The following is a 2,018-nucleotide window of genomic DNA, read 5'->3' on the forward strand; positions in this document are numbered from 1 at the left end:
TATCTGAAATCCAACCACCACCTGGGCGAGACATTAGGTTCATAAAGGCATAAGCCGATGCAACCATACCTGCAAGAACTGGTGTTAATTCAAAGGTGTCAGAGAAGAACAGTGGCAGCATAGAAACAACAGCCAGTTCAGAACCAAATGTCGCGAAGTACAATACGTTAAGTACCGCAACTTGCTTGAATTTGTACTGGTGAATCTCTGGTACTTCTTCTTTAAATACGTTCTTGTTTACTTTCCAAACTTGCGACACTTCGTACACGTAAAGTGCGGCTAAACCTGCATACACAGAGTAAACCGCCATGTCAGATAACATGTTGATGTTGCTTGGTGATAGCTTCCAAGTCAGTAGCGCTAAAGCGGCATACATTGGGATCTTCATAATAAGTAGGAAGAAAAAGTCACCCTTTGATGTCACTTCCATCGCTGTTACTTGAGCTGGTTTGAAGTAAGTAGAACCTTTTGGTGTATCCGTTACGTTTTTGTAGAACACAAACGAGAACGCTAAGCTCATTACGCCAGTAATACCAACCGCATAACGCCAGCCGTCTTCACCACCAAACGCTAGAGCGAGAGTTGGAAGGGTAAACGCTGCTGCTGCTGAACCGAAGTTACCCCAACCGCCGTAAATACCTTCAGCCGTACCCAATTCATTGTGTGGGAACCATTCAGACACAAGGCGAATACCAACGACGAAGCCAGCACCAATGAAGCCTAATAGGAAACGAGCAATCGCCGCTTGAATGAAAGAGTCTGCCATAGCAAACATAAAACAAGGGATTGAACAGACAGCGAGTAGCGAAGAGTAGACCAATCTTGGGCCGTATCTGTCGGTTAACATACCAATGGCGACACGCGCCGGAATGGTCAATGCAACGTTGAGAATAAGCAGTGTTTTGATCTCTTCAGTAGAAAGACCAAGCGACGTTTTTACCATTTGCAGTAGTGGGGCAAAGTTGAACCACACAACAAAGGTGATAAAAAAGGCCATCCAACTTAGGTGTAAGGTTTTCATCTTACCCGTAAATGAAAGCAGCGAAAATTTTGTGTTATCCATGGTTTAAATCCTTTAAATCTGGAAAATTACCCGGCTTTAGCTCGTGCGTTACTTCCGAAATTCGAACGCATTCATGTGGCTAAACCCTGTGCCGAAATTGCTCACGCTGATAAAGCGTTTACATGATGGTGTCGGCGTTTAGTTAACTGGCGATAGCAAGCGGTGCGAGAACCTGAACCTGTTCTCCTTGCTTGCGAACTTCAAATTTCACGAGCTTGAGATCGGGTTGTTCAAGGCACGCGCCAGTTTCTAAGTGGTAATGCTGCTTGTATAAGGGTGAGGCTACGTAAGGCTCACCGCTTAATGAACCAATGATACCACGTGACATCACATTCGCCTTACCAACAGGATCGTAATTAGAGAGCCCATAAAGCGTGTCACTTCGCTTGCAGTAAAAAATAGCCACTTGGTTATCGTCTACTTTGGCGCAAATACCACCGTTTGGGGTTAGGTCCCGGGTGTTGCATACGGTTGTCCAATTTTCCATGATTTTCTCCTAGTCAAAACATAAAACTAATAATCAATTTAATTAGCGTGATAGCCGACAGCAGTTTTCTTGGGCTGCGCCGCTGTCGACTATCGATATTGGGTTTAGTTGTTACTGATTCACTCACACGTCAATGAGGCTTACGAAACCTCAGTCACTTCGATTTGGTCTGCGTTGGCTAGCTTTTCATCGCGTTGTGAATCAACAGAAGAGCTCAAACTTGGCTTTGGAAAGCGTTGCTCTCGTTCTTTGATGAATGACAGGCTAGTGTCCATTTCTTCGCTGTTGATGTAGTGCTGGAAACGCTTCATTTTTCCAGGGTTTTCGATGGTGGTTTTCCATTCACACTGGTATTTTTCGATGTTGAGAGCGATGTCAGCTTCAAGTTCTTCAGCAACATTGAGCTTGTCTTCAATCACGACTTGCTTGAGGTATTCGATGCCGCCTTCAAGGTTTTCCATCCATACC

Annotated in this window: 2 protein-coding genes and 1 pseudogene; all 3 read right to left on the bottom strand. The window is 44.7% G+C overall.

The features are described 5' to 3' along the window. Positions 1 to 1,063, bottom strand: a 1,063-nt coding sequence (locus AB4496_RS22040; protein ID WP_372131973.1) for an MFS transporter, incomplete at its 3' end; no start/stop codon positions are given. 142 nt (positions 1,064 to 1,205) lie between these two features. Then, entirely contained in the window at positions 1,206 to 1,550 is a 345-nt protein-coding gene (gene nirD, locus AB4496_RS22045) for a nitrite reductase small subunit NirD (protein ID WP_004730303.1), read from the bottom strand. A 140-nt stretch (positions 1,551 to 1,690) separates the two neighbouring features. Beyond that, positions 1,691 to 2,018, bottom strand: a pseudogene (locus AB4496_RS22050) (nitrite reductase (NAD(P)H)); the annotation flags it as partial.

It is taken from the genome of Vibrio sp. 10N.222.46.A1 (genome assembly GCF_041473595.1).
Taxonomy (GTDB): domain Bacteria; phylum Pseudomonadota; class Gammaproteobacteria; order Enterobacterales; family Vibrionaceae; genus Vibrio; species Vibrio tasmaniensis_A.

What these genes read in the sequence shown, in the direction of transcription:
- nirD (WP_004730303.1), bottom strand. Translation starts at nt 1,550, where the DNA reads ATGGAAAATTGGACAACCGTATGCAACACCCGGGACCTAACCCCAAAC.